The 21,582-nt window shown below is 62.5% G+C and carries 23 protein-coding genes, 2 pseudogenes and 1 CRISPR repeat array; of the genes and pseudogenes, 12 read left to right on the forward strand and 13 right to left on the reverse strand.

Going from position 1 to position 21,582, the window contains the following annotated elements; genetic code table 11:
* The 3 genes from ccsA to EDC39_RS10030 form a co-directional block, all read right to left on the reverse strand.
* On the reverse strand, positions 1-460 hold a 460-nt coding region (gene ccsA, locus EDC39_RS10020; protein ID WP_187426738.1), incomplete at its 3' end, for a cytochrome c biogenesis protein CcsA.
* Between the two features lie 68 nt (positions 461-528).
* Complete coding sequence (gene resB / locus EDC39_RS10025) at positions 529-1,929, reverse strand: cytochrome c biogenesis protein ResB (RefSeq protein ID WP_246140229.1); 1,401 nt, start codon at positions 1,927-1,929, stop codon at positions 529-531.
* Positions 1,930-2,588: 659 nt separating this feature from the next.
* Positions 2,589-3,428 carry an MBL fold metallo-hydrolase gene (locus EDC39_RS10030; protein WP_148896249.1) on the reverse strand — a complete coding sequence of 280 codons (840 nt, stop codon included), beginning with the start codon at positions 3,426-3,428 and terminating at the stop codon, positions 2,589-2,591.
* Positions 3,429-3,787: 359 nt separating this feature from the next.
* Here EDC39_RS10030 and EDC39_RS10035 point away from each other — a divergent pair, with 359 nt between their 5' ends.
* The 9 genes and pseudogenes from EDC39_RS10035 (at position 3,788) to merF (ending at position 9,212) form a co-directional block, all read left to right on the forward strand.
* Positions 3,788-5,674 carry a hybrid sensor histidine kinase/response regulator gene (locus tag EDC39_RS10035; RefSeq protein WP_187426739.1) on the forward strand — a complete coding sequence of 629 codons (1,887 nt, stop codon included), beginning with the start codon at positions 3,788-3,790 and terminating at the stop codon, positions 5,672-5,674.
* A gap of 156 nt (positions 5,675-5,830) precedes the next feature.
* Positions 5,831-6,187, forward strand: a complete 357-nt coding sequence (locus tag EDC39_RS10040) for an ArsR/SmtB family transcription factor (RefSeq protein ID WP_148896251.1) — start codon at positions 5,831-5,833, stop codon at positions 6,185-6,187.
* Positions 6,187-7,260 (forward strand): annotated as a pseudogene (locus EDC39_RS15765) (SO_0444 family Cu/Zn efflux transporter). Before EDC39_RS10040 ends, EDC39_RS15765 begins: the two are co-directional and overlap by 1 nt.
* A gap of 125 nt (positions 7,261-7,385) precedes the next feature.
* Entirely contained in the window at positions 7,386-7,823 is a 438-nt protein-coding gene (locus tag EDC39_RS10055; RefSeq protein WP_148896254.1) for a MerR family transcriptional regulator, read from the forward strand.
* A 3-nt stretch (positions 7,824-7,826) separates the two neighbouring features.
* Positions 7,827-8,189 (forward strand): mercuric transporter MerT family protein, encoded by a 363-nt coding sequence (locus EDC39_RS10060; protein WP_148896255.1) that lies wholly within the window; start codon positions 7,827-7,829, stop codon positions 8,187-8,189.
* Between the two features lie 16 nt (positions 8,190-8,205).
* On the forward strand, positions 8,206-8,562 hold the full coding sequence (locus tag EDC39_RS10065; protein WP_148896256.1) for a metal-binding (seleno)protein: 357 nt from the start codon (positions 8,206-8,208) through the stop codon (positions 8,560-8,562).
* 14 nt (positions 8,563-8,576) lie between these two features.
* Complete coding sequence (locus EDC39_RS10070) at positions 8,577-8,735, forward strand: (2Fe-2S)-binding protein (protein WP_148896257.1); 159 nt, start codon at positions 8,577-8,579, stop codon at positions 8,733-8,735.
* A gap of 52 nt (positions 8,736-8,787) precedes the next feature.
* Positions 8,788-8,994 (forward strand): GDCCVxC domain-containing (seleno)protein, encoded by a 207-nt coding sequence (locus EDC39_RS10075; protein WP_148896258.1) that lies wholly within the window; start codon positions 8,788-8,790, stop codon positions 8,992-8,994.
* A complete protein-coding gene (gene merF / locus EDC39_RS10080) occupies positions 8,991-9,212 on the forward strand; it encodes a mercury resistance system transport protein MerF (protein ID WP_148896259.1) in 222 nt (73 codons plus the stop codon). The genes EDC39_RS10075 and merF overlap by 4 nt, the downstream gene beginning before the upstream one ends.
* Before the next feature lie 11 nt (positions 9,213-9,223).
* Here the strand turns inward: merF and EDC39_RS10085 are convergent, their stop codons facing one another.
* Positions 9,224-10,447: an L-serine ammonia-lyase, iron-sulfur-dependent, subunit alpha gene (locus tag EDC39_RS10085; RefSeq protein ID WP_148896260.1), complete on the reverse strand. Its 1,224-nt coding sequence runs from the start codon at positions 10,445-10,447 to the stop codon at positions 9,224-9,226.
* A 102-nt stretch (positions 10,448-10,549) separates the two neighbouring features.
* On the opposite strand from EDC39_RS10085, the gene EDC39_RS15350 reads away from it, so the two are divergent.
* Positions 10,550-10,711 carry a hypothetical protein gene (locus EDC39_RS15350; RefSeq protein WP_187426740.1) on the forward strand — a complete coding sequence of 54 codons (162 nt, stop codon included), beginning with the start codon at positions 10,550-10,552 and terminating at the stop codon, positions 10,709-10,711.
* A gap of 107 nt (positions 10,712-10,818) precedes the next feature.
* Here EDC39_RS15350 and EDC39_RS10090 read toward each other — a convergent pair whose 3' ends face one another.
* The 3 genes from EDC39_RS10090 to EDC39_RS10100 form a co-directional block, all read right to left on the reverse strand.
* On the reverse strand, positions 10,819-11,598 hold the full coding sequence (locus tag EDC39_RS10090) for a lipoate--protein ligase family protein (RefSeq protein WP_148896261.1): 780 nt from the start codon (positions 11,596-11,598) through the stop codon (positions 10,819-10,821).
* A 120-nt stretch (positions 11,599-11,718) separates the two neighbouring features.
* Positions 11,719-12,870 carry a KamA family radical SAM protein gene (locus EDC39_RS10095; protein ID WP_148896262.1) on the reverse strand — a complete coding sequence of 384 codons (1,152 nt, stop codon included), beginning with the start codon at positions 12,868-12,870 and terminating at the stop codon, positions 11,719-11,721.
* Between the two features lie 195 nt (positions 12,871-13,065).
* Positions 13,066-13,476, reverse strand: coding sequence for a threonyl-tRNA synthetase editing domain-containing protein (locus tag EDC39_RS10100; protein WP_222862866.1), 411 nt, complete (start codon positions 13,474-13,476; stop codon positions 13,066-13,068).
* Between the two features lie 310 nt (positions 13,477-13,786).
* On the opposite strand from EDC39_RS10100, the gene EDC39_RS10105 reads away from it, so the two are divergent.
* Positions 13,787-14,146: a hypothetical protein gene (locus EDC39_RS10105; protein ID WP_148896264.1), complete on the forward strand. Its 360-nt coding sequence runs from the start codon at positions 13,787-13,789 to the stop codon at positions 14,144-14,146.
* A gap of 235 nt (positions 14,147-14,381) precedes the next feature.
* Positions 14,382-14,717, forward strand: a complete 336-nt coding sequence (locus EDC39_RS10110; RefSeq protein ID WP_148896265.1) for a 4a-hydroxytetrahydrobiopterin dehydratase — start codon at positions 14,382-14,384, stop codon at positions 14,715-14,717.
* Between the two features lie 98 nt (positions 14,718-14,815).
* A CRISPR array of direct repeats spans positions 14,816-18,141; the repeat unit is 29 nt; unit sequence CGGTTCATCCCCGCGGGTGCGGGGAACAC.
* A 66-nt stretch (positions 18,142-18,207) separates the two neighbouring features.
* Here EDC39_RS10110 and cas2e read toward each other — a convergent pair.
* The 6 genes and pseudogenes from cas2e to cas5e form a co-directional block, all read right to left on the reverse strand.
* A complete protein-coding gene (gene cas2e, locus EDC39_RS10115; RefSeq protein ID WP_148896266.1) occupies positions 18,208-18,522 on the reverse strand; it encodes a type I-E CRISPR-associated endoribonuclease Cas2e in 315 nt (104 codons plus the stop codon).
* Entirely contained in the window at positions 18,503-19,387 is an 885-nt protein-coding gene (gene cas1e / locus EDC39_RS10120; RefSeq protein WP_148896356.1) for a type I-E CRISPR-associated endonuclease Cas1e, read from the reverse strand. The genes cas2e and cas1e overlap by 20 nt, the downstream gene beginning before the upstream one ends.
* 70 nt (positions 19,388-19,457) lie before the next feature.
* Entirely contained in the window at positions 19,458-19,769 is a 312-nt protein-coding gene (locus EDC39_RS10125; RefSeq protein WP_148896267.1) for an addiction module antidote protein, read from the reverse strand.
* Positions 19,762-20,100, reverse strand: a pseudogene (locus EDC39_RS15860) (type II toxin-antitoxin system RelE/ParE family toxin). The gene EDC39_RS10125 and the pseudogene EDC39_RS15860 overlap by 8 nt, the downstream one beginning before the upstream one ends.
* A 120-nt stretch (positions 20,101-20,220) precedes the next feature.
* Positions 20,221-20,898 (reverse strand): type I-E CRISPR-associated protein Cas6/Cse3/CasE, encoded by a 678-nt coding sequence (cas6e, locus tag EDC39_RS10135; protein WP_148896268.1) that lies wholly within the window; start codon positions 20,896-20,898, stop codon positions 20,221-20,223.
* Positions 20,885-21,580 (reverse strand): type I-E CRISPR-associated protein Cas5/CasD, encoded by a 696-nt coding sequence (gene cas5e / locus EDC39_RS10140; protein ID WP_148896269.1) that lies wholly within the window; start codon positions 21,578-21,580, stop codon positions 20,885-20,887. The genes cas6e and cas5e overlap by 14 nt, the downstream gene beginning before the upstream one ends.
* Positions 21,581-21,582 lie beyond the last annotated feature (2 nt).

The following is a 21,582-nucleotide window of genomic DNA, read 5'->3' on the forward strand; positions in this document are numbered from 1 at the left end:
CGCAGGCCACCGCAAAGCAGGCATAGCCGAGAAAGCAGGTGACAACGTGGTAGGTCAGCCAGTTGCTCTGCAGCGCCGGCACCAGCGGATCGATGACGTCGTTGAGGTAGAGCTGCGCCCAGACCATGCCGAGAAAGGCGAAGGGGACGACGAAGGCGCCGACCGCCCGCTGCTTGTACTTCAGGTCGATGAGGATGTAGATCAGCAGGATGGTCCAGGCAAAGAAGACCACCGACTCGTAGAGGTTGGTCAGCGGCGCCCGGCCGTCGGCGCCCAGCATCTGGTACGACTCGTACCAGCGCATGCCGATGGCGGCGGTGTGCAGGGCAAAACCGATGTAGCAGAGGATGTTGCCGACCAGAGATACGGTCCGGCTGCGGGTGACCAAATAGGAAATAAAGATGACCATGGCGCCGAAATAGGCGATGGTGGTGAGGTTGAAAAGCTTGACGCTGAGCATGAGAATCTCCCTCGTTCTGGGGTTGGATCCAACGATAACGGTCCAGGGCGGAAACGCCGCGAGGATAATCAGCCCTGCGCGCCCGCCTCGGATTCCGACACCGGGCCGGCCGCCAGTTCGTCCCGAAGCCGGGCAGTGAACTGATCGAACCAGATCGCGAAGGCCGGCTGGTTGCGATGGGCGTGGCCGCCTACCCGCACCCGGCTGCCGTTCTCCGTCGGCTCGATGCTGACCCAGATGCGTCGGTGCGACAGGAAGAAAGCAGCGAAACAGCCGGCCACCATCAAAAAGCAGCCGAGCCAGACCACCCAGACGCCGGGATCCTTCGCCACCTGCAGGCCGGTGTAGAAGCGCTGTTCGAAACCGTTCAGGACAAAGGCGTAGGCCCCGCCGCGCCGGGCGTCGAAATCGGGAAAACGCTGCAGCACGACGAAGGGCCGGCCGTGCCGGCCTTCTGCGTCGTTGACGTGCAGCTGGATTGCCGGCCCGAAATTCCGGTAACTGTCGGTGAAGTTGGTCACGGCGAAGGAAGCGCCTCCGGGCAACGGGACATGCTCGCCCAACTTCGCCTGCACCTTCACCTGCTCGCCCGTCTTCCGCTCGGTGACGACCAGGTCAAAGACCGGGTCGCCGGCCGGACCGTAACTCGACTGGTAGAAGGTCAGGCCGCGCCAGGTGAGCGGGTCATTGACCTCGATCGTCTTTCTCAGCACCTCCTTGCCGTCTTCCAGCACCACCAGGTCGCTGGTGAACTCCTTGGGGCGCCGGGTTCCCGGATAATAGGTCACCTCGAAGTCGTCGCACCGCACCTCGAAGCCGATGGGGATAGGCGTCTCGCTGCCGCGCGGCCAGACCTTGTCGGTGCTGCCCCCCTCGACGATGTTGACATAGGCCTTGTAGCCCCAGACATTGCCGATGATCGCGCCGGCGAAAATGATCAGTATCGACAGATGTACCGCGTAGACACCGAAGCGGGTCCAGGCCATCTTCTGGGCGAACAGATGGAAGCGCCCGTCCTTTTCGCTGACGACCGGAGCGGCGAACTGGTTGCCGACCATAGCGGCCAGGCGCTCCCTGAGCGTGCCGGCATCCGCCGCCACCACGAATTCGTCACGGTTGGCAAGACTTCGATAGTGCCTTTCATCCGGCGTCAGTTCCGGCTGCCGCACCAGCTTCAGGATGCGCGGCAGGCGCTTGATCGAGCAGCAGATCAGGTTGATGGCGAAGATGTTGAGCAGGGTCAGAAACCACCAGGAATGGTACATGTCGACGAAGTCGAGGGCGACAAAGACCCGGTAGGCGGTCTCTCCGTACTCCTGGATGTACTCCTGCGCCGGCCGGCCCTGCTGGATCACCGTGCCGATAATCGAAGTGATCGCCAGCAGAATCAGGGTGACGATGGCGAGTTTGAGCGAACAGAAGAAGTCCCAGATGATGGCGAAAAAGGATTGTTCCTGTTTGTCGGTCACGAAAATACTCCTGCTGAAAAGCCTGGCGACGCCGGTTATGCGGGCCGGCGCCCCGTCGGGATACTCGGAAATCGTCGCGAACGCCGTCGTCGACAGCGTCCATCGAATCTGGCTGGATTTCCGGCCGGCTTATAGCAGCAGGACGGTGGAACGAATGACTTTCAGGGCGGGATTTCGCTGTGGACCAGACAGGCCGAGACCGAAACCCGTCATTTCGGGCTGCCGGGAAGTCCACTGCGTCGCGGAAGGAACGAGAAACGCCAGGCTGCCGACGGAGCGGAATGTCGGCCCCTGGGGAAGCAGGTGCGCCCGGTCGGTATCCGGCCCGGGGTGATGATTGTAACAGGGGGGACAGCAGCTTCCGGCGTCGGCCGTGCGAGACAGGCAGGGCGCGGCCGGAGCCTGTTCGTGGACCTGCACACAAACAGCGGCGCCCGCGTCCGAACAGCAGACCGCCGCCAGGCCGCCGCCCAGACCGAAGAGCAAATAGCCGAGAAAAACCAGCCAGCTCAGATGTTGAAACAGTCGCTTCCTTCGCACAGAACTTTCCATGAATTCAACAGGCCGACAGATGCGCCACCGGATCAACAGCAAGCAGAATGCCAACCCGGTCTTCCCCACCGAAACGAATGGCGGCAGCCTCTCGTCGTGACAGATTGTCAGCCGAGTTCGAAACGGCATCCCGCCGCGGCAAAGAAATACCGGTCGCCCAGGGCTGCGGCGAGCCGGGCGCCGTTGGCCAGCCCGGTGCAGTGCGAAGCGCCGAGCCGCCGTATCCCGAAAGAGTCCAGGTGATCGAGGGTCGCCTCCAGCTGGGCCGGTTCGGCAAAACCGAGATGGGTGCCGCCGATCACGGTGTGAATCGGGCGGCCGGGAAGACTGGCGCGCACATGCTGCAGGGTATTGATCAACCCGGCATGGGCGCAACCGAGAACGACCAGCAATCCGGCGGCCGTATCGACCACCAGCGCCTGGTCGTCCAGCAGGGGATCCTGATGCCAGCAACCGTCGGCATCCCTGAGTTTCATGGCCGGATCGACCGGCTCGAACGGCGTCGTTCGCGGCACCTCTCCGGTCAGGTAGATCCCGGGAGCAATCGCGCGAAACCCGGTGGCGAGATCGAAACGCGCCCCCAGACCTTCAAGGTAGGGACGGGTGTAGCGCAGTCCGATCTCCCGCTGGCGGTCCTCCTTTTTCCAGTACCGCGACAGAAACAGGTCCGGATGGGCGAAGACCTGCACCGATCCGTCCTGCTCCCCGAGGGCTGTCGGCAGTCCGGCGGTATGGTCATAGTGTCCGTGGCTGAGAACGATGCCCTGCGCCTGCGCCAGGTCGACGCCGAGCACGGCGGCATTGTTCCGCAGACCGACACCCTGCCCGGTATCGAAAAGCCAGGACCCGGCATCGGTTTCGATCCACACCGCCCAGCCATGTTCCCCCACCACTCCAAAGGGGGATGCCACGCTGTTTTCACAAAGAACCGTGACCCGTACCTGCATGACCGCCTCCTTTCTCGTCCCGTCACACTGCATTGTGTCCTAAAATTTGAATATATCAAAAAACGTATTAAAACAACACCTTGCGGGCGGACAAAAGGTCGCACGCTGGTCGAAAACCGTTCACTCCTCTCTTCCCGGCACCGTCGTTAGGCAGGCAAAGCCTCCAAAACCATTTGTTTTTTCACATGTTCCGGGTCATAATGATCCCGCCCCCCGGCTGGCCGGGACCTTGCTGACTTCTCTTCATTCGCATGCCGCCGGAAAAGATCATGACTGCGTGCGGATCCGGGGCCGCACCAACTGCAACGGTTTTTCAACGGCCCGTTACGGGCCGACACCCGAACAGGGGGGGGAGGAGCATGACCACACCACAACCTGTCGGCAACCGGTCCTACCGCCTTCATGGCCTGTTTCAGGCTGTCATCCTTGTCTGCCTGCTGATCTTCGTCACCTGGTCGCTCTTCGCCATGAACCGGGCTCGCGAGGAGAAATTCCGCCTCGAAGCGCTCAGCAGCTGCCGGGTACTGGAAGTCGCCATCGCGGACATCCTGCACGACGGCCCGCCCCTCCAGATTACCCGGCAGATCGGTCTGATACAGCAGCGCATCGACCGGCTGGTCGCGAGTGACCCACACATCGTCAGGCTCAGCGTCATCGCCAGGGCCGCGGACGGCACCTACCGGCACATCGCCAGCAGCCTGCCCAGCCGGATCGGCCAGCCCGCCAACCCGGAAGATCTCGATGCCTTCTCTTCCGGAGAAATCATCTTTCTCGACGAAGACTACCAGGATGTCGGCGCCCTCGACATCACCTACCCGGTCCGTGACTTCGACGGCGGGATCATCGCCCTGCTCGGCTACACGGTCAGCCGGGAACCCGATTCCACGCCGATGGTTCTCGGCGGTCTTGGCCTGCTGATCTTCTGTCTGCTGGTCTTTCATCTCCGGCAGGCCCGCATCGTCGTTCGCCAGGAACGTGAAATCCAGCAGAGTCTGCGCCGCCAGCTGCAGAACGAAGAAGCGCTGCGCGCCATGAGCGAAGAGCTGCACCAGGCCAAAAAGATGGAGGCGGTCGGCATGCTGGCCGGCGGCGTGGCCCACGACCTGAACAACATGCTGATGGGCGTCGTCGCCCTGCCCGACCTGATGCTCGAAGAAGGCAACCTGACGCCCCGCCAGCGGGAGCAGCTGATCGCCATTCGCGAGGCCGGAAACCGGATCGCCGCCGTCGTCAGCGACATGCAGGTTCTTTCCCGCGACAGCGCCACCAGCCAGGAGGTCGTCGACCTCAACCAGATCGTCCGCGACTATCTCGAGTCTCCCGAATACGCCGAAATCGCGGGCCGTCACAACGTCGAGCTGTCATGCGATCTCGCGCCTGACCTGCCGGCGGTCATCGGCACCGGTTCCCACCTGCGCAAGATACTGATGAACCTGGTCATCAACGCCATGGAAGCCTGCAACCGGCAGGGCCTGATCAGGGTTTCCACCAGGCCCGTCACCCTCACCAGGGCCTACGAAGGTTACGAAACCGTTCCGCCGGGCGACTACGTCCGGTTGCGGGTCAGCGACAACGGCTGCGGCATCGATCCGGAAAACATGGGCCGCATCTTCGACCCCTTCTTTTCGAAAAAAGTCCTGGGACACAGCGGCACCGGGCTCGGCCTGGCCATCTGCTGGTCGATCGTTCACGACCATGGCGGCTATATCGACCTGTCCGCCAACGATCCCGGTTGCGTCTTCGACATCTACCTGCCGGCCTGCGACCGGCAGACGAAACCCGCCGTTCCGGACAGCGTCGAGTTGCCGCGGGCCCAGAACTCGACAACCACGGTTCTGGTCGTCGACGACGAGCCGGAAGCACGAAAGGTCGCCTGCGACATGCTCCGACTCCTCGGCTACCAGGCTCTGGCGGCGGAAAGCGGCGAGGCCGCCCTCGCCCTGCTTCGCCGCCAGCGTGTGGACCTGGTGCTGCTCGACATGGTCATGCCCCCCGGCATGGACGGACTCGAAACCTACCGGCGCATGCTCGCCCTCGACCCGGGCCTGAAAGCTCTCGTCATCAGCGGCCAGGCCGAATCGGGCGACGTTCACGAGGTTATGCGGTTGGGGGCGGGAGCCTTCCTGAAAAAGCCGCTGAGCCTGCAGCGGCTGGCCCAGGCGGTGCACGAAGAACTTAAGCGCAATCCTGACGGCAGTCCCGAACCGGACGACCGCAACACTGAAAATCAGGACGTCCAGGCCTGACAACACCGGTTGCGACCTTCTTCTCCGTTCAGTCAGTTATCCCGGCCCGTCTATCCGCTGCCAGCGGGAGAATGACGCGGGCTTGACAGGCGGTGGCAAAAAGGGGCAGACTGAGATAAACACTTGAACACTTGCTCAACTGTTGGAGCATAAGAGATGGACACCGACGTCTGTCAAGTCACCGTCATTGACCGGCAGCGCATCGACCGGGCGGCCCGGCAGATGCCGTCGGAACCGGTTCTCACCGAGGTCGCCGCGACCTTCAAGCTGCTCGGCGATCCGACCCGGCTGAAGATCCTGCATGCCCTGGCGGCCGGTGAACTCTGCGTCTGCGACCTGGCCGCCCTGCTCGAGCTCAGCGTTTCGGCCGTCTCCCATCAGCTCAGGCTGCTGCGCGGTCAGGGCGTGGTCCGCTTTCGCCGCGAAGGGAAAATCGTCTACTACCAGCTCGAAGATGAGCACATCCGTCAGGTGATGAGCGATATGCGCACCCACATCGAAAGCTGTCGATAATGCTTGACCTGCTGCTGAATATCCTGCGTGAAAGCTGGCTGATCCTGCTCGAGTCGGCCCCCTATGTGCTGTTCGGATTTTTCGTCGCCGGGCTGCTCAAGGCGCTGATTCCCGATGACGCCGTCGCCCGCCATCTCGGTGGCAACGGCGCCGGCGCGGTAGTCAAGGCGTCGCTGTTCGGCATTCCGCTGCCGCTCTGCTCCTGCGGGGTGATTCCGGCCGCCATCGGCCTGCGCAAGCAGGGCGCCAGCAAGGGGGCGACCGCCTCCTTCCTGATCTCGGTTCCCGAAACCGGCGTCGACTCGATGGCCATCACCTGGGCGCTGCTCGACCCGCTGATGACCCTGCTGCGACCGCTGGCGGCCTTCTGCACCGCCATCTTCGCCGGCCTGTGGATCAACCGCCTGCCGGAGCAGCCCGAATCACTCCCGGCCAAAGAACCGGCCGAGCAGCCGGGCTGCGGCTGACCGGAGAAAACCGACGGGGGTGCCCCGTCTGCGGCTGCCCGCCCACCGCTGCCGACCCGACTGCGCCAGGGGCTCGGTTACGCCTTCGGCGACCTGCTCGGCGATATCGGCAAATGGCTGCTGCTCGGCATCCTGATCGCCGGGCTGCTCTCGGCGCTGATCCCGGAGGCGATCTTCCAGCGCGTCTTCGCCAGCGAACTGCTCTCGCTGCTGCTGATGCTCGGCATCGGCATCCCCCTCTACATCTGCGCCAGCGCCTCCACCCCGATCGCCGCCGCACTGGTGCTCAAGGGGCTCTCCCCCGGCGCCGCGCTGGTCTTTCTGCTCGCCGGCCCGGCCACCAACGCCGCCACCCTGACCGTGCTCGGCCGGCAGCTCGGCCGCGCCGCCACCCTGCGCTACCTGCTCAGCATCGCCGTCTGCTCGCTGCTGTTCGGCTGGCTGGTCAACCGCCTCTACGCCGCCGCCGGGATCAACATCATCGACTGGTTGGCCCCCACCGAAACCGCCTCCAGCTCTCCTCTGGCCATCGCCTCGGCCCTGCTTCTGCTGGCCCTGATCGGCTGGAACCTGCGCCCGAAACGGGGTTGCAAGAAAGACTCCTGACTTCTGACTTCTGACTTCTGACTCCTGACTCCTGACTCCTGACTTCTGAAAAGATGCTGCATTTGTCTTGACTCCGTACTATTGTACGGGGTGCATACTTTTCCATGTAACCCGTGGGGGACACCATGACCGAACTGACTATCGGAAAAGTCGCCCGAATGGCCGGTGTGGGCATCGAAACCATCCGCTTCTATGAGCGGCAGGGGCTGATCGAACAGCCGCCCAGACCACAGAACGGTTTTCGAATCTATCCGCCGGAAACGATCCGCAAAATCCGGTTCATCCGTCGCGCCAAACAGATCGGCTTCAGTCTGCGGGAAATCCGCGAACTGCTCGATCTTTACTTCTCTTCCGGAGCCAGCTGCGACGAAGTCCGACGGCGGGCCGAAGAAAAACGGGCCGACATCGAGCAGAGGATGCGCCACCTGCAACAGATGGGACAGGCACTGCAGCAACTGATCGATGCCTGCCGACAGCGCGGACCGGATGATCCCTGCCCCATTCTGGCCGAACTCGTGGCCGACGAACCCATAACAGGGGACAGCTCCCAGCCACCGAGGTGACCGATGAACGTGTCGACAAAACAGGGAAAACTTGCCGGTCTCGGCCTGATCGGCGCCATCATAAGCGGCTTTCTCGCGTCAGGATGCTGCATCGGCCCGCTGCTGCTGGTTTTTCTCGGCATCGGCAGCGCCGGTGCATTGAGCGCCTTCGAACCCTGGCGCCCGATCATGATGGCGCTGACCTTTCTGTTTCTCGGTCTGGCGTTCTATCTCACCTATCGCGAACCGAAAGCAGCTGGTTGCGCGGATGCCGCCTGCGACCGCGTCGGCAGGAAACGATTCCGGAAGCTGCTTCTCTGGATCGTCACCCTGTTTTCCCTGGCGCTGCTCTTTACCCCGCAAATCATGCCCCTGCTGCTTGACTGAAAAACCGAGGTGAACCATGGAAAAAATTCTGAAAGCCGCCGCACTCCCCGTTCTCCTGGCCATTCTGGCCCTTGCCCCGACATACTGGTCACGACTGATCCAGGGACAGGGAGCCTATGGGGTCATGCCCGTCCATGCGGCAGAAATTCGCACCGTCCGCCTGGCCCTCAAGGGGCTGGCCTGCGCCTCCTGCAAATATGCCGTCAAGACCGCCCTGAGCAACCTGGACGGCGTCAGCCGGGCGGATGTCAGCTACAAGAAGAGGAGGGCAACGGTTCTTTTCGACCCGGACAAGGTGACGACACAACAGATGATCGAGGCGATCGAAAAGATCGGCTTCCAGGCCGAAATACTGCCGGAAAACGGGCGTTGACCGGGAGGGAAAGCATGCAACAGCTGATTTGCTACTGCTTTGAACACAGCGAAGGGGAAATCCGCCGGGAGGTGCTGGAAAGAGGCGGCCACAGCCGCATCCTGGAGCAAATCCGGATGGCGAAGAAGGCCGGCAGCTGCCGCTGCGCCGAGGTTCACCCCGAGAGCAGATGATGTCTGCCCGATGTCCGCCGTGTCGTGGACGCAGCCAAAAAGGACTTGAGAGATGACGATAAAACCTGAATCGACCCTGACCTGCCCACACTGCGGTCACCGTGAAACGCTGACCATGCCGACCGATGCCTGCCGGTTCTTCCACAGCTGCAGCGGCTGCGGCAAGCTGCTCAAACCCCTGCCCGGCGATTGCTGCGTCTTCTGCTCCTACGGTGACATTCCCTGCCCGCCGATCCAGCAGCAGCGGAATACAGGATGAGCGACGCCAGGCGCTTTCGCAACCGTTTTCTGGCCGCCCTGGCGGGTACCGGGCTGGTCGCGCTGTGCTGCTTCACGCCGGTCCTGGTTCTGCTGCTCGCAGCTCTCGGCTTGAGTGCACTGACCCCCTATCTCGACTTCGTGCTGCTGCCGGCGCTGGTGATTCTGGCCCTGCTCAGCTTCCTGGCCTATCGACGATGGAGGGCTGTCGACAGATAGGGGGTTCCGGCTCAGGTTTTCGTCTTTCCCGCTTCGTCTTCGTAGGCCCGGGCGATACCGCCGGCGGCGGTTTCCCGGTAGAGCGACGGCAGGGCCTGGCCGGTCTCCTTCATCACCCTGACGATGGTATCGAAGGACACCTTGTGCCGACCGTCGGAGAGCAGGGCGAAATGGCAGCAGGCCAGCGCCCGCGAAGCGGCATGGGCGTTGCGCTCGATGCAGGGGATCTGCACCAGCCCGCCGACCGGATCGCAGGTCAGTCCGAGGTGATGCTCCAGCCCCATCTCGGCGGCGTACTCGATCTGCGCCAGGCTGCCGCCGTGCAGCTTGGTCGCCGCCGCCGCGGCCATGGCGCAGGCAGTGCCGACCTCACCCTGACAGCCGACCTCGGCGCCGGAGATCGAGGCGTTGTGCTTGACCAGGTTGCCGATCAGCCCCGCCACCGCCAGCGCCCGCAGGATATCCTGCCAACTCAGCTCGAGGGTTTCGTCAAGGTAGCGCAGCACCGCCGGCAGCACACCGCTCGAACCGCAGGTCGGCGCGGTGACGATGATCCCGCCGGCGGCGTTCTCTTCGGCCACGGCGTAGGCATAGGCGCAGAGCAATCCGCTCTGCTTCAGGTGTTCACCGAACAGCGACGCCTTGCGGCAGAAGGAGCGCGCCTTGCGCGCCAGCCCCAGTCCGCCGGGCAACGGCCCCTCGGTCTGCAGGCCCCGGTCGATGGCGGCACACATCGCGTCCCATATCCGGCCGAGAAAGGCCTCGATGCCCTCCCCCTCGCGTTCGAACACGTAATCCCCCAGGGACTGCCCGTACCGGTCGCAGTGTTCCAGAATCTTTTGCAGACTGTTCAAGGGGTAGACGGAATCCACTTGTTCACCGACCATCCCTTCGGCGTCGCGCAGGGCGCCGCCGCCGACGCTGCAGACCTCCCAGCCGGCAAGCACCTCCCCCGATTCGGCCAGCGCCTCTAAGCGCATGCCGTTCGGATGCTCGGGCAGCCGCTCGTCGGGACGCCAGACTATCTCCACCGGCTTCGGAGCGAAGGCCTCTTCCAGCGCCCGGTCGGTCAGGTGACCGCGGCCGGTGGCGGCCAGGCTGCCGAACAGGGTGACGCGAAAGCCGGCGGCACGCGGGACGCGGCGGCAAAAGCGTTCGGCGGCAAAGCGCGGCCCCATGGTGTGACTGCTCGACGGGCCCTGGCCCACACGATAGAGTTGACGAATCGAGTCCATGCTCACTTCCGGTCGCAGGCGGCCGACGCCGCCGGTCTTCCCTGTAAGCTTAGCAGGACGGAGCCCGACCATCATCCGCCTCAGCCGGAAATACCGGCAGCGATGGTCGCCATCCCCTTGCGCTCGAAAGAAAAACAAAATATATTGAAAGCTGAATTTATCAGAAAGGAAAACCGCATGGACATCTGGTTGATGCTCGGCGTAGTCGCCGTCTGGGTCATCCTGCAGAAGTGGATTCTGCCGAAAATGGGCGTTCCGACGTGAATGTCCGACAGTTGCGACCTTCCGGTGCGGAAGGACCAGAAAACCGATAACGACAAAACTTCCTGAACGGCGGCCCCGGCCTGGCAGCGGGTCGGGGCCGTTCCCTTTCACCCCTGCCGCCGCAGACCATCGACGGCGAAACGCTCCGCCAGCACCTCGACCAGCCGCGACTCCGCCTCGGCCATGAAATCCCCTGCCGCCGCAGCCGGCCACCGCAGACAGCGGCGCAGGCTGGTGCAGGCCTCGGGATCGAAACGTCGCTGCTGACCGCACAGGGCGTAGAAGCGGTTCACCTGCCGTGTCATCTCTTCCAGATCGGGATCGACCAGCAGGCAGGCATGGGCCAGCACGACCGAACGGCGGCGGTTGCTGCCCGCCCAGCGCTGGGCCGTTCCCGCCAGCTTGCATCCGCCCACCTGCACATTGTAGCGGCCGTCGCAAAAGGCCCCCGCCACCTCGCCGACACCCGCATGCACCCCGAAACCGTCCAGCCAGGCTGTCAGCAGATCGCACAGCAGCCGGTAGCCGTCCTCAAGGCGCCAGTGCGCCGGGCGGGCGAAAATCAGGGCGAGATTGAGCACCCCCGGCCCCTGCGGCACGCAGGAGCCGCCGCTGCAACGCACCACCACCGGCCAGCCCTCGGCGGCCAGCCGTGCGCCGACAGCGGCAAAATCCGGCCAGCGCGCCTCGCGCCGGGTCGCGACCAGACAACGCGGGTGGCGGGAGATGACCGCCAGCGGCCCGGACTCACCCGCCATCACCCGTGCGAGCAGCGCATCCTCCCGGGTCAGGCTCCCCGCCGGATCGGACAGCGGCGGCAGCCGCAACAGCCGCCAGGGCAGGTCGGAGCAGGGGACGGAAAGGTGGGAAGGGACCGAAGACGTCATGGATGGAGTTTACCCGAGACCGTCCCGGAACGCATCCCGCCGCTCCTGGCGGGATACCGGCGCCAAAAACCTGCAGAGCGGCAAAACCCCGACGTCCTTCGGCAGACGGCGGCAACCCGCTCAGGCCGTGTGGTTCTGCGCCGCGTCGGCGTTGTCCGGCCGGCAGTCCTCGACCAGTGTGTCGCTCAGGCTGTCCACGCAGGCGAAATCGTCGAACCAGTAGCCCCGGGGATTGCGGCGGCAGATGATGATCTTGCCATCGTTGGCCGGGTTTGGCGCGCGATGATAGCGGAACATGATGTGCCCTTTGGTCAGGCCGATGACCTCGATCTTGCCCGTCCGATGCGACATGACCAGCCGCGCCCGCCGCGCCAGACCGCTGCTGCCCCGCCAGGCGTCGACGAAATGGCGATAGGCCTGCTCCAGCGGCAGGGTGTACGAGCGGTTTCCCCTGGTCGGCCGACACTGAAAGACGTAATAGGGAGGGATGCCGAGAAAGGAGAGCTGGTTGAACAGATCCCTGAGCACTTCCGGGTCGTCATTGATGCCGCGGATCATCGGCGTCTGGTTGGTCAGCATCACGCCGACTTCGGCCAGGACCCTCAGGGCGCGCTTCGCCTCGGCCGTCAGCTCGCGGGGATGGTTGAAGTGATTCATCAGGTAGAGCTGCGAACCGCCGCGCACCGTCCGGGCGAAAAGATCGACCAGCTCCCTGTCGTCCAGAATCCGGTAGGGATTGAACGCCGTCATCTTGCTGCCGATGCGGATGATCCGGACATGCTCGATGCTCGAGAGCGCCTCGAGAATCGGCGCCAGCCGGGCCGCCGACATCAGCAATGGATCGCCGCCGGTCAGCAGCACATTGGAAATTTCCGGATGACTGCGGATGTAGTCCAGTTCGGCGTCGACGTTGCGCACCGTCTCCTGGTTGCCCTTGAGAAAGAGCCGCTTGCGAAAGCAGAACCGGCAAAAGGCGCCGCAGACATTGTTGACCAGCAGCAGCGCCGTATCCGGATACTTGTGCTCGAGCCCCGGCATCACCGTATAGCTCGCCTCGCCGGAAGCGTCCAGGCTGCCCCATTCCACCAGCTCGTCCTCGTGCGGCACCACCAGCCGGCGAATGGGATCGTGCGGATCACTCCAGTCGATCAGTGACTGGTAATAGCTGTTGCTGCGAAACGCGAAACGCTCGGTCACCCGGGCCAGCCGGGTCCGCTCCTCGGCCGCCAGCTCGGGAACCTGCTGCAGTTTGGTGATATAGGAAACCTTCATAGACACCTCCCCAAGGGCCGGTCAGAGACCGGCAGAACAGAAAAAAGAATGACGCGCTGGAAACTGCCCGACAGAAGGGCCACAGGAAGATTTTCAGCCTAACAAAACTTGACCGGAACTGTCAAAAAAGCCCGGCGCGAACCGGGTCGGGCAGAAAAAGAGGTTGCCGGGGGCCACCCAGACACCCGGCACCGTTCAATCGCCCGACTGAATATCGACAAAGATCCGTGCCGTCGAACGGCCGGGGGCCTGCAGGTCAAGATCGAGGAAATAGCCGAAAGGGGTCTGGACGGCCTGATAGCCGGCCGCTTCCAGCCTCCGGGCGCTGCGTTCCAGCAGCGCGGCGGTAAAATCGGCATCGGCCTTGCTGGCGGCGAGGTGGGAAAAGGAGTGAAGCAGGATCGTGCGGCTGTCGTTTTTGCGCGCACCCCACTTCAGGTTCTTGACCAGCTTCTTCTCGACCCTGGCCGGATCGTCCTGATCGACGGCCTCGGCGTGAATCAATCCGACCAGCACCCGGGTGAGCTCACCCGGTTCATTGCTGTCGGGAGCCTCGGAAAGGGATTTATGGGCCGGCCGCCAGGCAAAACGGTCACAGAAGATCATCAACAGCTTCATGCCTAGAGTGTAGCAAAGAAAGCCAGAGCTGGGCACCCGAATCGTCCGGGGCCAAGCTGACCAGGGCATGGTCGCCCTGTGGAAGAATAGCCTCGGTTTCATCCTCGGCCAGCAAAATCGCTTTACCCGCCCCAGGACGATGAGATGGTTGCCGAGGTCCGGCCCGGAAGACCTGCGGGCGAGGGCAGCCTTGAAAATAGTTGGGCCGGATGGACTCCCTTCCCCGTGCAGGGAATAGCGCATCCGCAGTAGAATAGAAGCAGGCAGGATACCTGCCCTATGGCGCGAGGAGTTCACCATGAAACATCCCGGGATTCTAGCCCTTGCACTCCTGATCATCGGCTGTTCCGGCAGCCAGCTAGTCTGGCAGCACCCGTCGGGACTAGGGGAGACCGAACGGCTGCAGGCCGAAAGAACCTGCGATATGCTCATCGAAGAGGAATCTTGGCGCACCCCCTATTTCCCACCCTATTACGGCCGCTACTTCCATCACCCCTACGGTTACGGCTATCCCTTCCACTACCGGCACAGCTACGGATACAGTTACTATGACGACCCGGGCAACGTGTGGGCAGCACAGAAAGCGTTCCGCGTCTGCATGCGGGCCAAGGGCTGGGAGCAGGTTGAAGTCGACGAAAAAGGCACGGTCACGTACTGAAGCACCTCTGCCGAGGGGCCGTCCTCTCCGGGGGAGCTTGCGTCTCCAGTTGCCGCATAGCCCGGCCTGGCTGGCGCACGGTGAAAAAACAAACCGCCGAATCGCTTCGAGTGGTAGTCTATCATCAGCCTCTGGCAGGTAGAAGAACCGGAAACGAGCAGTTAATGGCCGCCGGATGTGTCGGCCCTGTTCGGAACCTGAGCCCATGGAGTAAAATATCACTATGAAAAAAGGGATGATCGATCTAAGCCAGGCGACCTGCGAGGTCTGCCGGGCCGGCGCGCCCCCGGTGACGGAAGAAGAGGCCGCCACCTACCTGAGCGGGCTGCCCGACTGGGAAATCGTCACCATCGACGGCGTCGACCGGCTGCGGCGCAGCTTCAGGTTCAAAAACTTCGCCGAGGCCCTCGCCTTCACCCATGCGGTCGGCCAACTCGCCGAGGAGGCAGGCCATCACCCGGCGATCCTGACCGAGTGGGGCCGCGTCACCGTCAGCTGGTGGACCCACAAGATTGGCGGCCTGCACCGCAACGATTTCATCATGGCCGCGAAGACGGATCGGCTGGTCTGAACTCATCACCTCAAACCGACTGCCTTCATGCGGGAAATTCTGCCCTGGGTGTCCCTATGCCCGACCTGGCATGGAGCCCTTGAGGAGGCGGGCCAAGGTGATTCAACCCCGCGGGTGCGGGGAACACGGGCGCGAAAATCGCGCATCAAAGAGACGTACCGGTTCATCCCCGCGGGTGCGGGGAACACGGGCGCGAAAATCGCGCATCAAAGAGACGTACCGGTTCATCCCCGCGGGTGCGGGGAACACAGGCGAGGTCTCCATTTTCGCCGCCGAATTCCGGGTTCATCCCCGCGGGTGCGGGGAACACATCGACACCATTGCTCCGTCGAACCCGGTGAACGGTTCATCCCCGCGGGTGCGGGGAACACTACTACTCCGACACCAGCCCCATGGTCGGCGACGGTTCATCCCCGCGGGTGCGGGGAACACAGCATCATAACTCTTGCCGCTACCCGGCACACCGGTTCATCCCCGCGGGTGCGGGGAACACGCCATCGACCAGGGCAGCCAGTCCGGTAACATCGGTTCATCCCCGCGGGTGCGGGGAACACCCGAACGAAAGCAGAAACGGACATACCAACGGCGGTTCATCCCCGCGGGTGCGGGGAACACACCGGCAGGCAAACTCAGCATGTCACCCCCCCCTCGGTTCATCCCCGCGGGTGCGGGGAACACTTTTTAGTGTGCGCTCGAACCGTCATTCTTTTCGGTTCATCCCCGCGGGTGCGGGGAACACACCGGCGAAGACCGCATCAACTGCCGCCCCAACGGTTCATCCCCGCGGGTGCGGGGAACACTGTCCGCTGGTGGCAAAAGTACGGGGAAAAGCCGGTTCATCCCCGCGGGTGCGGGGAACACGAATTTAACGCCAAAAAGAGTCATGCTGTCACCGGTTCATCCCCGCGGGTGCGGGGAACACTGTCAAAGGATTATCGGTTCAAGGTCGATTGACGGTTCATCCCCGCGGGTGCGGGGAACACGTCTTCATAACAAAAAAACAATAATTCTATATCGGTTCATCCCCGCGGGTGCGGGGAACACCCGCCGCAGTCAATCCCGGCTTCATCTCCGGACGGTTCATCCCCGCGGGTGCGGGGAACACGTCTCGCTGAAATTCAGCTGAGGGATCGACTGCGGTTCATCCCCGCGGGTGCGGGGAACACCGAGCCAGCGCCTCGAGCAGGTGGCCCTGACGCGGTTCATCCCCGCGGGTGCGGGGAACACAACCCATGCGCCTCTTCCCGCTCATATCCCTGCGGTTCATCCCCGCGGGTGCGGGGAACACGTCTCCGCAAGCCGCTGAATCTGCTTGCAGGCCGGTTCATCCCCGCGGGTGCGGGGAACACTCGCCCTCACCTCGACTTTTTCTCAACATATTCGGTTCATCCCCGCGGGTGCGGGGAACACAGTAAATTCCGTGCAGTTGACGATTCAGTTCTCGGTTCATCCCCGCGGGTGCGGGGAACACCCAATCAGGCCGTTGAGATAATCGAGACAATCCGGTTCATCCCCGCGGGTGCGGGGAACACGGCTGGAACTCCACCCACACATGGTGGGCGAGCGGTTCATCCCCGCGGGTGCGGGGAACCCCCCCCCTCACGCTTTCGGGGATGATCGACCACCGGTTCATCCCCGCGGGTGCGGGGAACACTGTGCCGCCTTCCACCGGGCCTGTCTCTCTCGCGGTTCATCCCCGCGGGTGCGGGGAACACATCCTCTCGCCCCGACCAAATAAAAACAGCCGCGGTTCATCCCCGCGGGTGCGGGGAACACTGCTGCTCCCAATGCTCCCGGCAGAAAAGATGCGGTTCATCCCCGCGGGTGCGGGGAACACGCACTTGCCAAGCACAGCGCCAAGGGCTAAGACGGTTCATCCCCGCGGGTGCGGGGAACACCTCGCCGGCATCGCGCAGGCCGCCGATGAACTCGGTTCATCCCCGCGGGTGCGGGGAACACGGGTTGCCGGTGATGTGGCAGACGATTTCGACCGGTTCATCCCCGCGGGTGCGGGGAACACGTCCAGCAGGTTGCGGGCCTCCCGGGCTTTCTCGGTTCATCCCCGCGGGTGCGGGGAACACCGTGACACTCGCGGCACAAGGCGCTGGTTTATCGGTTCATCCCCGCGGGTGCGGGGAACACGTGGTGACCACACGCTTGCCCTCCGGCGCGTCCGGTTCATCCCCGCGGGTGCGGGGAACACATCCTCTCGCCCCGACCAAATAAAAACAGCCACGGTTCATCCCCGCGGGTGCGGGGAACACATGGCCGACGCACGTGACAAGGGTATCGACCCCGGTTCATCCCCGCGGGTGCGGGGAACACAGGAAAAAATGAACCTCGGAATCAGTCTCGGCCGGTTCATCCCCGCGGGTGCGGGGAACACTGGTATATCGATTACAGCCGGAGCTGTTATCACGGTTCATCCCCGCGGGTGCGGGGAACACGTCGTAGTCGCCGTAATACCATGACCGGCAGCAGGTTCATCCCCGCGGGTGCGGGGAACACATCACCTATCTCCTTTCAAAAATGCTCTTCCTCGGTTCATCCCCGCGGGTGCGGGGAACACCATGGACAAGCGACAACCCCGACTGGTGGGGACGGTTCATCCCCGCGGGTGCGGGGAACACCATGAGCCTGGCCGGATGTGTGATTGATGACTCGGTTCATCCCCGCGGGTGCGGGGAACACCCGGTCCGGATGATCGAGGGAGCGCCAACCCACGGTTCATCCCCGCGGGTGCGGGGAACACCCCAGATAGCTGCGGGTGTTGTTGCGTTCGAGCGGTTCATCCCCGCGGGTGCGGGGAACACGTAGTTCGCGCCGACAGCCAGCCGTGCGTAACCGGTTCATCCCCGCGGGTGCGGGGAACACCAACAGGTAGTGTTGTCGTAGACCAGTGTGAGCGGTTCATCCCCGCGGGTGCGGGGAACACAAGGGAATCAGCAGCCCATCCCGGCAAGCCTGCGGTTCATCCCCGCGGGTGCGGGGAACACAAATGCAGGCGGAGTCGCACCAAGGTTAAATGCCGGTTCATCCCCGCGGGTGCGGGGAACACCAGTGCTGGATGCACAGGGCGCCGGGTTCAGTCGGTTCATCCCCGCGGGTGCGGGGAACACTTTCAGCCATTGAGTAAGGGTTGAAATCCATTCGGTTCATCCCCGCGGGTGCGGGGAACACCTGAGCGACCGCAAGAGCTTGAGAAAAGAAATCGGTTCATCCCCGCGGGTGCGGGGAACACCTGTCGTACAGGGTCTGTGAAGAAAGGTAGACCGGTTCATCCCCGCGGGTGCGGGGAACACGGCCGTCAGTTGGTTGACCGACAGCCCCATGGCGGTTCATCCCCGCGGGTGCGGGGAACACGATTTTCGCATCGGCCAGCCGTCGGGCGGCGTCGGTTCATCCCCGCGGGTGCGGGGAACACACTTCTTCTATCTAATCGAAAATATTATGTTTTCAAAGATCAACTAACCTTACCAAATAAAATCCCTCACTTCCCATACACCCTGGGGCTATCCGACAAACCATCTGTCGGAAGGAAAGAAACCAACTTGAGACCATCCATTTCTTTCGGGATACGGCGGTTGGCTCCCAAGGTCATGAAATCAAACCCGGATTCGGTATTGGAGCTCCAAGCCATCACTGCATTGCCATTGTCGATCCCCTTTTCTAGATTGTTCCAGATCATCTCACGGACCCGTTTCGATACCTTCCCCACATAAACACCTGCCCGCACTTCCAATAGCCATAGAGCTAGACGGCCCCGCAAACGCGCCGGGGCATTTTCAACCACGATGACCAGCATCGCCAATCCCTTCCTTATTCGGAATTGCCATCTCAACCGCCTCAGCGTGCGGTTTAGGCGGATCTAACTCACCGGCATTCAGCACCTCTTCGATGGCCGGAATGATCCGCTTGAGGAGCTTGGTCTGGCGAAACGCATCCCGGCAGGCCAAGCGAACCTGACGCTCAAGATCATAAGGCTTTTTCGCAGCGATCCTGAACGCCACAGGAACCACCGTGTCGAATTTGAAAATATCGGCAATGTCATAGACAAATGACTGGGGTTTGCCTGTATGGATAAACCCTACGGCCGGCGCGTAGCCAGCCGCAAGGATGGCCGCTTCGGTGATGCCGTAAAGACAAGCAGTAGCCGCTGACAGACAGCGATTCGGGATGTCACCGCTGCCCCACTGAGTATGGTCGTAGTTGCGCTTTCGCCATGGCACACCATACTGCCGAGCAATGAGCTCGTACATTTTGCGTACCCGTACCCCTTCAATCCCGCGGAGCTGTTCGACACTACGTCGTTCCGGCGGTTTCTCTTTGAACCGCAATTCATACATCTTGCGAACGACTTTCAAGCGTGCGGTATCATCAAGAGCCAATTTGGCCTGATACAAAAGACGGTCAGCCCGGGCACCACCGGGCTGACCTGCCGCGTACATCCGTACCCCGGCCTCGCCTACCCACACCAGAAGGCAACCGACTCGAGCCGCCAGCACAGCTGCCGCATGCGATACCCGAGTCCCCGGCTCCAGCATCAGGCAGGCGACCCCACCAAGAGGGATATGGGTTCGCACACCATTTTTGTCGACCAGCACGAAGGCCCCGTCGAGAACATCGAGATGGCCCTTTTCGACGAACAACACCGATACCCGGTCTTTCATCGGGATCGGTTTCAGCGGTGGCAGAATCGGCTCGGTCAAATCCCCCTCCCGTAGCTGGAATTGTCAATTGTCAGGCGACCGACTGGTTTCGCTTTTCCGGTTCGATAGCCAGGCGCAGCCCCATGGCGTGCAGAATCGCGGTGAGGCTCTTGATCTCCGGATTGCCACGGTTTGACAAGGTTCGGTAGAGGCTTTCGCGGCTGAGCTGGGCTTTTCGAGCCAGGGCGCTCATGCCGCCGCAGGCTTCGGCAACATTACGCAGGGCCAGCAGAAACACAGCGCGATCCCCCTCCTCGATAGCCGCGTTGAGGTATGCGGCCGCCTCAACCGGGTCTTTGAGCGATTCGATCAGGTCACGTTGGTAGGATGTCTGTTCAGCCATTCGCCGATCTCCTTTGATGGTACCGCCAATATTCACTTCGAGCGAGCAATGTCTCGCCTCTGTGACGACTTGTCACCCCCGAGCAGCAACAGCACCAAGCGCGCGCCGTCCCTCGATACCCAAATAGACACGATACCCCGGGCCGAAATTGATGCGGAGCTAAAAAAACGCCCTCGCCTACCGAACGATGATCTCCCAGATTTCCGAGACGCTCTCGATCCAGGCGCACCCGGATGCGCGCCCGACCCTGCACATCACGCAACCCTTCGAGCCAATCCTTGAAGGGTTTGTCACCCCGTTCGGTGACGTAGTAGTCGATCTTGGTAAGGATATGTCGGCATAATTGTAACTTATAAGCTACAAGCGGTCAAAGGGAGAGCTCTGCATCATCACGCAGGAGCCAGCGACAGCAGGCCGCAGCCGAAGGCTTTGGCGGGGCCGATGTTGGTTGTCACTCCGCCATCGGCACCACAGACAGGAGTCCAAGCCCCATGACCTTGCCGTGCCCAATCCCAGTCTGCAAAGCGCCCCTGAACTTGTCCTCGTGCGTCACGGTGAGGATGCCATCATACAGCACTGAAAAGACCCGTATCTGGTTTCCGGAGTGCTGTCGCCCGCGCAGCATCTGTTCTTGGGAAATGCGCACGTCTATTCGACTTTGCGGCGATTCAGTCAAGTCGAACGCAGCAAAACGAGGCATGGCGAAGCCATGAAGCTGTCCCTTCCTTTCGATCCATTGTTCCTGCTCCTCCTGACGCAGCAAACCCAGCCTCTTCCCTGCTCTACAGACGCTGGGATTGGCACGCAACCGGAAGCGAAACCGTTGCCCGGCCTTGAGAGAATCGATGTTGAGGCGGTCCATCAGGTCTATGGCAGGGGCAATATCTGCCAGCCAGTCTTTCACGCCGATCCGCTCCCAGTCTGGCAGTGTCCTGCTCTGTACCAGAATGCGAGGCTGTCCAAGGGCATCCGTCTCCGGTTCGAGACGCCAAAGAAATCCTCCCTTCGGGCACTTTGATTCCGGTGGGCTGAAGGCACGGCACAAGGTCGCGTGCAGCTGGTAGGGGTCGGACAGATCACGTCTTGCTTCGCGGCAGCGAAGATTGAGGTGAATTCTATGCAGGTACATGGGGCACCTCCTGCGGGAAGGGGATCCATTCCGAGCTTACATATCGGGCCCCGAAACGACGCTCGGCGAAGGAAGACAACGGCTGGTCCATCCTGAGAAGGCCTGAACCAGCATCCGATTCCATGGAAAGCCGCAACCTCTCGGGGACACTTTCCCAGTCTCGGGGGGAAGCGATCCATGGATAGCTCCTCAGGGTGTCCGCCAGCCCGGCATCCTGAATCCCGTCTCTAAGCCAGACAGGCTCGGACGGGACATAGGACTTTCTCCCCAATGCCAACGGCCAGACAGGATCGTGCAGGGCTGCATGCACACGCTCCAGCAGAGAACGGTCATTTCCGGACAACCCCACCAGAAAGGCGGCATCGGCCAGATAATCCCGGCGTGAAACGATACCATCCCTGGAGAGTCTTCCGTCCGCCTTGATGACCCTGTCTCCCTTGGCACAGCCCGCTGTCTGGTAATCCCTCTTCGGGATGCCCGGTCGGTCATGACGTACCCCCATGACCAGCCTGGTCAGTGGCTCGAGGTCTGTCCAGTTTTCGCGGTCGATTCCCATCGCGGCGGCAATCAGACCCAGTACACCCGATTTGCTCGGCTCTTTGCCGGTGTCACGCTGGTCAAAGCGACTGGTCGTTCCCCACGATTGCATGGGTCCCACCAGCCGAAGCAACAAGGTCGGCATGG

This window comes from Geothermobacter ehrlichii, assembly GCF_008124615.1.
In the GTDB taxonomy this organism is placed as follows: Bacteria; Desulfobacterota; Desulfuromonadia; order Desulfuromonadales; family Geothermobacteraceae; genus Geothermobacter; species Geothermobacter ehrlichii.

Bases quoted from the DNA above. Each gene is read 5' to 3' on its own strand.
- EDC39_RS10125 (WP_148896267.1), bottom strand. From the start codon at position 19,769: ATGGCTGAACAGACATCCTACCAACGTGACCTGATCGAATCGCTCAAA.
- cas1e (WP_148896356.1), bottom strand. From the start codon at position 19,387: ATGAAAGACCGGGTATCGGTGTTGTTCGTCGAAAAGGGCCATCTCGAT.
- EDC39_RS10060 (WP_148896255.1), top strand. From the start codon at position 7,827: ATGAACGTGTCGACAAAACAGGGAAAACTTGCCGGTCTCGGCCTGATC.
- EDC39_RS10100 (WP_222862866.1), bottom strand. From the start codon at position 13,476: ATGATCTTCTGTGACCGTTTTGCCTGGCGGCCGGCCCATAAATCCCTT.
- cas6e (WP_148896268.1), bottom strand. From the start codon at position 20,898: ATGTACCTGCATAGAATTCACCTCAATCTTCGCTGCCGCGAAGCAAGA.
- EDC39_RS15350 (WP_187426740.1), top strand. From the start codon at position 10,550: ATGGTCGCCATCCCCTTGCGCTCGAAAGAAAAACAAAATATATTGAAA.
- EDC39_RS10095 (WP_148896262.1), bottom strand. From the start codon at position 12,870: ATGAAGGTTTCCTATATCACCAAACTGCAGCAGGTTCCCGAGCTGGCG.
- EDC39_RS10035 (WP_187426739.1), top strand. From the start codon at position 3,788: ATGACCACACCACAACCTGTCGGCAACCGGTCCTACCGCCTTCATGGC.
- EDC39_RS10105 (WP_148896264.1), top strand. From the start codon at position 13,787: ATGAAACATCCCGGGATTCTAGCCCTTGCACTCCTGATCATCGGCTGT.
- cas5e (WP_148896269.1), bottom strand. From the start codon at position 21,580: ATGCCGACCTTGTTGCTTCGGCTGGTGGGACCCATGCAATCGTGGGGA.
- EDC39_RS10065 (WP_148896256.1), top strand. From the start codon at position 8,206: ATGGAAAAAATTCTGAAAGCCGCCGCACTCCCCGTTCTCCTGGCCATT.
- EDC39_RS10085 (WP_148896260.1), bottom strand. From the start codon at position 10,447: ATGGACTCGATTCGTCAACTCTATCGTGTGGGCCAGGGCCCGTCGAGC.
- EDC39_RS10110 (WP_148896265.1), top strand. From the start codon at position 14,382: ATGATCGATCTAAGCCAGGCGACCTGCGAGGTCTGCCGGGCCGGCGCG.
- EDC39_RS10090 (WP_148896261.1), bottom strand. From the start codon at position 11,598: ATGACGTCTTCGGTCCCTTCCCACCTTTCCGTCCCCTGCTCCGACCTG.
- cas2e (WP_148896266.1), bottom strand. From the start codon at position 18,522: ATGCTGGTCATCGTGGTTGAAAATGCCCCGGCGCGTTTGCGGGGCCGT.
- merF (WP_148896259.1), top strand. From the start codon at position 8,991: ATGAGCGACGCCAGGCGCTTTCGCAACCGTTTTCTGGCCGCCCTGGCG.
- EDC39_RS10030 (WP_148896249.1), bottom strand. From the start codon at position 3,428: ATGCAGGTACGGGTCACGGTTCTTTGTGAAAACAGCGTGGCATCCCCC.
- EDC39_RS10070 (WP_148896257.1), top strand. From the start codon at position 8,577: ATGCAACAGCTGATTTGCTACTGCTTTGAACACAGCGAAGGGGAAATC.
- EDC39_RS10040 (WP_148896251.1), top strand. From the start codon at position 5,831: ATGGACACCGACGTCTGTCAAGTCACCGTCATTGACCGGCAGCGCATC.
- EDC39_RS10075 (WP_148896258.1), top strand. From the start codon at position 8,788: ATGACGATAAAACCTGAATCGACCCTGACCTGCCCACACTGCGGTCAC.
- EDC39_RS10055 (WP_148896254.1), top strand. From the start codon at position 7,386: ATGACCGAACTGACTATCGGAAAAGTCGCCCGAATGGCCGGTGTGGGC.